The following is a 6,930-nucleotide window of genomic DNA, read 5'->3' on the forward strand; positions in this document are numbered from 1 at the left end:
GTAAAACTCAAATTTTAAAATTCTAAAAAAAAAATAAATCAACCATAAAAAATCAAAAATATTTTTTTTTATAATTAGGCAAATAACACAACATCTAAAAATATATGTTTTTTAAACCTCAATTTATTTTTTATTTAATAATATTTACTTATAATCAAAAAAGGAAAAAAAGAGGATTGTATTAATAATATATTCCTATTATATTTTATTTTTATAATAATTTTTCATGTTTGAATAATATTTTGTTTATATTTTTTTTAAAAGTAATACTTTTTAATGGAAAAGTATTTATCTTTGTATGTATATATAATTATAACATAGAAGTAATACTATTTTTATAATTAGTATTAATTCTATATAAATATACTATACAGAACTCTCAAATGGAATAAGTATCAAAAAGAAATAAATTAGTATAAAAACTATGAAAGAAGATTATCTAATTTGGAGAATAAAAAAACTAGCTCCCTTTAAAAATATACTCCTATAAAGAATTTAATCTTTCACATCACCTATCCTCCCCTCTTTATTTTTCCTTTTTTATAATAATTCATAATTTATAACTACTACTTTCATATTAAAAAATATAATTTCAATTAGAAACATATGTATAATATAATAAAAAAGAAAAATGTCTTTTGACATTTTAATAATTTTTTAGGAGTTTATCTTAATGATAAATAGTTTTAAAAAAGTTATTAAAGATAATAAAATAGAATTATTCTACATTACATTTCTAATAATTTCTCTACTAGTTATTAGTATTCCTAGATTATTTACACAATACTCTATAGGAATTGGTAATTGGGATACGTATCTTTATTTAGAAAATGCTCGTAGTTTTGCTAGTATGGGATGGGGTGATGTTGCTAGTATTTCACCTGTTGTTCCATATATATTATCATTATTCTTTAGAATAATAAATAGTACACCTCAAGAGGCAATATTTAATCTAAGTGTATTGATGTACATAGTAGGAACTGTTAGTTTATATTTAATATTTAGATTCAAGTTTAATCATATGATAAGTTATGTTGGAAGTATAATTTATGCAACATTTACCCTACTTTATTCATGGGTTGCCATTGGAGGTAATGATATAACAGGTGTTTCATTAACATTACTTACAATATATCTTATATTATTAGCACATGAAAAAAACAATAAATACTATTATATTGCCATGCCAATAGCGGCATTTGCATTTTTATCAAGATACACAGCAGGAGTAATGATTTTTGCAATAATCTTTTATTTATTAATTAATAAAATAAGTAAAAATGAATTTAAAACCTTCATTAAAGGTAGTGTTCTTGGAGTATTATGTGTTAGTCCATTTCTGTATCATTTCTATAGAATTTTATCCACACCTTTTCCATTTCTGGGACAATTTAGTGGTACTGTAAATAATACAAAAGTTCTTGATGCAGGATATCTTCCAGATACAATGTATTATATTAAACATATACCTAACTACATTACAAGTTATATACCACATACTGGTGCTACCTTTGAAAATGTAGTAAATCCTATGGGTAACATTCCATCTGTTATAAGCTATGTTTTTATAATATTATGTATAATTGGAATTTTTTTAATATTCTACAATAGTTATAAATATGTAATTAAAAGTAATAGAAGACTTTTAACAGGAAATAATCAAATCAATATAATAATAGCACTAATACTTACAATAATATGTCTTATTAGTATTAACAGTGTATCATATATCATTACAACAATACTTACACTTTCAGTATTATACATAATAAAGCATATACTGGAGGATTATGATATTTGGTACTTAAATTATGATTTATTGATGTTATCCTTGCTACTGGTTTATATAATATTCCAATCAATACTCTCTACTAAAAATGATCGTTACTTTATCACAGTATTACCATTTATAGCATACTTCATTACAAATGCCCTATATTATATCTATAATTTCATTGACTTTAAAATTGAAATAAAAAATATTAAAATATCAACAATAATATCTATAGTGATTGTATTGTTCCTTCTTGGAAATTCATTATGTTATAATAATAATATTCCAGAAGAAAATCATTTTAATAACATTCAACAGGCATGTAAATGGTTTGATGATAATTGTGAATTTGATAATACAACAGTAATTTATTCTGATAATTGGCCTGCAGTATCATGGTATTTGAATGTGTATTGTCGTAGAGGTGTTCCTGATGTTACTATGGAAAATACTACATGGACATTTACTAAGAATATATTAAAAAGTAATGATGAGCATGAACCTGCATCATTTTATATTGATACAAATAATGAAAATAAGATGGATTATGTTGGACTTAGTAAGATTAAAAGTATTAATGATGTGCAAATCTATCAAAATACCTATGAAAAGGAATATAACATACGAAGTCGTGGTTTACTAGAATATAAAGATTATTATAACATGCTATTTAAAGAACATATGAATGAAAGTGATTATTATGATTAATAACTTTAATTTAAAAAATAAATTATTGATTTTACTTATTATAATATCAAGTATATATACAGCAATTCTAGTACATATTCAATCAATTATTGGTGTTAGTTATTGGGATATCTTTGTTTATCTGCAAAATTCAATGTTATTTGCTCATATTAATATTGGTAGTCAACTTAGTGTTCCTCCAGTATTATCTCTATTAACATCAATACCCTTCAGGATGGGATTTATTTCTGAAACAACATTGTTTTGTGTTTCAGGAATATTATTTATTCTATTGATTGTTGGAATTTACTTGTTATTTAATGAGAAATTTTCACCAGAACTATCATTTATTGGAAGTTTATTCTTTTCAATGTTATCATTAGTTGTAACATGGGCTGTAACAGGATCAAATGATATTCCCTCATTAACATTTAGTGTATGGGCATTATATTTCACTATAAAAGGTTTAAATAAGAGTTTTAACTACTATTATCTTGCATTCACATGTTTTCTAATGGCTTTTTTCACTAGATTTACAGAGGGCTTTATTTTAATTGTAATGATAAGTTACATACTTATGAATAAAGATAAATTCAAAGTACAAATAAATAAAAATGATATTTTAAAGCTATTCATGTTCATTGTCTTTCTATGTGCTATTATAGGAGGATTTTATCTATATAAACAACATACAATTCCATTTCTAAGTCAATTTATGGAGGTATCTAGTAGTAGTCAAGTATCTTCAGTTAATATTGGTTATGATTTAAATCCATACTATTATATTGAATATATTCCACAATTATTAACAAGTACTAATGTAAGTTTGTTGTATGATAAAACACTAACAACAATATACAACACACCTACACTTCTTTCATATGTAATTTTAGTATTAATGTGTGGTGGTGTTATTTTATCATTTAAAGGAGTATATAAAAAAGAGAATATTCATAATTTCTCCTTTATATTAGCAGTGATTTTAGGTATTATAACAATAATAACATATCTTCATGTATCTTATATATTTACAGAAATATTATTTACAATAACATTACTGTTATTATATAAATCATCATTAAACAAAATAAATCAAATGGATTTACTTATGATTTTATGGATGGGAATTTTTATTATATTACATTCATATCATCCTGTGAAAGTTGATAGATATATTTTACCAACATTCATACCAATAACATACTTCATGATAAATGGAATAAAAAACATAACAATAAAAAATAAGAAAACACCACTAATAATACTAACAATATTGCTTGTTATACTAATACCAATTAACTACAGCTACATAAACTCAATAACACATCCAAATCCACAAAGCTATGAAGAAAAACAAGCAGCAACCTGGTTAGAGGCATATGATAATCAGCTAACAAACTACAATATATCCTCAGATAGGGGAGTAGCATTTAGTTGGTACTTAAAAAAGTACACCTACACAACAATACCAAGAGTATTAGAACAAAACAATGAAACACTAGAAAATAAACTAAAAACAATAAATGCTAAGTATTATATTGATGCAACAAGTAACACCACATCAATAGATGGATATCATATAATATACACAAATAATAAAGAGAAATATGGAATAAAAATATATCAAAAAGATTAGGAAAAAAAAAATAATATGTATACAAAAGAAGAATTAATAGAAAAAATCATTAAAATAAGAGAAGATATTGGACATGATCATGTTCAACCAGAAATAAAAGAAATACATTATGAAAATGATGAATTAACAATTATAGCACCAGATAGACCAGAAAAATCAATAATCATAGGTAAAGGTGGATGGGTAGTAGGAAAACTAAGAGAACAACTACATGTTAAATCAATTCATGTAATATCATACACAGATATAGTTCTAAAAAAATATCAATTAGAATTATCTCTAAAACATGTGAAAAAAATAATAGATAATGTAATTCCAGAAAACTACATAGAACCATTTAACAACCTATATAAACTACTTGAAAAAAAATACAATGCACCATACAACAATACAATAGTATCCAACTACATCAAAGAAAACATAGATAGACAACCAATAGAAAACACACCTGTTGTAGTAGCACTATCAGGTGGAGTTGACAGTAGCTTCACAACAGTACTTACAAAAGCATTGGGATTTAATTTAGAAACAGTAACAGTAAATCCTGGAACTATAATTCTTCCAAATCAATTTAAGCATAATATTCATAATCTAACAACAGCAATCAATGTAAAACATACATATCTTGAAACAGACATGACTCATATTATAGAAGAGGCATTAAGTGGTAAAATACATCCATGTGGTAGATGTTCAAGTCACATTGAGGAAGTAGTATCTGACTATCTAAAAGATACACAAAAATCAGTAATGATATATGGTGACTTACTATCTACAGGTTCACAATCAATTGTAAAAAAAGATGATATTATTAGAATAAATCTACCAGCACTATTTAGAATGGAAAAATCAGAAATAAAAACTATTGTAACAAATTATTCAGTGAAAAAAATTAAAGGATATGGATGTCCTCTAGTTGTCCAGGTTCATAAAAAATATCCCCAGTACAGATCATTTTCAATACAAAGAGTACTTAGAGAAACAAGAGCAGGAATTCTTGAACCTGGAGAAGCCCTTGATTTAATTAAAACTATTTAATTACTTGAAGAACTCCATATATAATTAAAAATAATCCTATAATATAAGCTACAAGTGCAGGATATATCAGTATTAAAATACCTGCTATAATACATAAAACATATAAACATTGTGTACTATCAATATTAACCATATTTAATCCCTCAAAAATTAATTAAAAGAGTCTCCCAAAAAGAACCATGAGAAAAGGAGACTCTATAAATAATATGCAACATTCATGCATATTTATAAAAAATTCTATTTACTAATTTTATATCTATTCATTTAAAAATATTTCCATTTTTTCAATAGCATCATTCACAGCTTCAGGTGCACATCCACCAATAACAGTACGTGATTTAACATTTCTTAAAGGATTAAGTGCTTGTTTTACTAAATCTTCACCAAGATTAATAGGTTTACCCATAACTTCAACAGAAACCCTATTTACATAATCATTATCAATATCATGTGTAGTAATATTATCATCTATTGCCTCAGAAACAACACGTCCTACAATTCTATGAGCAGTTCTAAATGGAAGATTTTTTTCTCTAACCATAACATCAGCTAATTCTGTAGCAGTGGCAAAGTTAGCACCAGCTAATTCTTCTGTACGATCCTTATTTATTGTGAGGGTACTGAGCATTCCATGAACAATTCTTAAAATATCATTGGTATTATCAATAGCATTCCATAAATGAGGAGTAACCTCTTGTAAATCCCTATTATAACTGTGTGGAATTCCTTTAATCATACTAAGAACAGTCATTAATTCACCATAAGCAATTGTACTTTTTCCACGAGATAATTCTGCAATATCAGGATTTTTCTTTTGGGGCATGATTGATGAAGTAGAAGAATACTGATTTGAACATTCAACCATTCTAAATTCATAACTACTCCAAATAACAATTTCATCAGAAATTTTTCCAAGTGTTGTAGATAACATTGCATAATCAAATATAGCTTCAGCAGCAAAATCCCTACTACTAACACCATCAATAGAATTATCCATAACCTTACTAAATCCAAGTAATTCAGTTGTTCTCTCACGATTTATTGGAAAACCTGTGGTTGTAAGGGCAGCAGAACCTAATGGATTCATATCTACTCTTTTATAAGTATCAATTAATCTTTCACAATCTCTTCTTAATTCATTAGCATATGCCATTAAGTGATGAGCAAATGTTGTAGGTTGTGCATGTTGAAGATGGGTGTATGCTATAAATAAGGTATGGGTATTTTCCTTAGCCATCTCAACAATAGTTTTAATAAATGATTTAATATTACTAATTGTATTTTCTATTTCCTCTTTTAGAGTTAATCGAATATCAGTACATACTTGATCGTTTCTACTTTTTGCTGTATGCATAAATCCTGCTTCATCACCAATTTCTTTAGTAACATAGTCCTCTAATGCCATGTGAATATCTTCAAATGAGGGATCAAGATTCAATGCACCAATACCTTCTTTTTCAAGTTTATCTAATGCTTTTAATATTTTCTTACCAGATTCTTTAGGAATAATTCCTTCTTCAATAAGCATAGTTGTATGTGCTCTGTTACATTTAATATCGGATTTAAAAATTCTTTTATCAAATTCTATTGATGATGAAAATTGGGCTGCATCATCAGTCATTTGTCCATCAAAACGTCCAGCTCTAAGATCCATATATATCGTTTCTCCAAAAAAATTAAAATTATAGTTAATTCTCTATTTATATAATAATCATGAATTATTATGCATAGTATTTGTTTTTCATGGTTTTTAACTATTAAAAGACCTACTGTTTCTACATTCAAAAATCTAAAA

At 25.8% G+C, this 6,930-nt stretch carries 5 protein-coding genes; 3 read left to right on the forward strand and 2 right to left on the reverse strand.

The window, feature by feature from the left end; all coding sequences use genetic code 11:
* The first annotated feature begins 673 nt into the window (after positions 1-673).
* From A9758_RS02705 to A9758_RS02715, 3 genes are read left to right on the forward strand one after another with little or no spacing between them, the layout of a single operon-like run.
* Complete coding sequence (locus A9758_RS02705; protein ID WP_011406213.1) at positions 674-2,482, forward strand: glycosyltransferase family 39 protein; 1,809 nt, start codon at positions 674-676, stop codon at positions 2,480-2,482.
* Positions 2,475-4,097, forward strand: a complete 1,623-nt coding sequence (locus A9758_RS02710; protein ID WP_011406214.1) for a glycosyltransferase family 39 protein — start codon at positions 2,475-2,477, stop codon at positions 4,095-4,097. The genes A9758_RS02705 and A9758_RS02710 overlap by 8 nt, the downstream gene beginning before the upstream one ends.
* Positions 4,098-4,112: 15 nt before the next feature.
* A complete protein-coding gene (locus tag A9758_RS02715) occupies positions 4,113-5,135 on the forward strand; it encodes an ATPase (protein WP_011406215.1) in 1,023 nt (340 codons plus the stop codon).
* Here the strand turns inward: A9758_RS02715 and A9758_RS07455 are convergent.
* Both A9758_RS07455 and argH read right to left on the reverse strand, forming a co-directional pair.
* Positions 5,128-5,268 carry a DUF3096 domain-containing protein gene (locus tag A9758_RS07455; protein WP_112149434.1) on the reverse strand — a complete coding sequence of 47 codons (141 nt, stop codon included), beginning with the start codon at positions 5,266-5,268 and terminating at the stop codon, positions 5,128-5,130. The two genes, A9758_RS02715 and A9758_RS07455, sit on opposite strands and share 8 nt — an antisense overlap.
* Positions 5,269-5,391: 123 nt before the next feature.
* The gene (argH, locus tag A9758_RS02720; protein WP_011406216.1) at positions 5,392-6,789 is read right to left on the reverse strand and encodes an argininosuccinate lyase; all 1,398 of its coding nucleotides are present in this window, start codon (positions 6,787-6,789) and stop codon (positions 5,392-5,394) included.
* Between the last annotated feature and the right edge of the window lie 141 nt (positions 6,790-6,930).

The sequence above is a fragment of the Methanosphaera sp. A6 genome (genome assembly GCF_001729395.1).
Classification (GTDB): domain Archaea; phylum Methanobacteriota; class Methanobacteria; order Methanobacteriales; family Methanobacteriaceae; genus Methanosphaera; species Methanosphaera stadtmanae.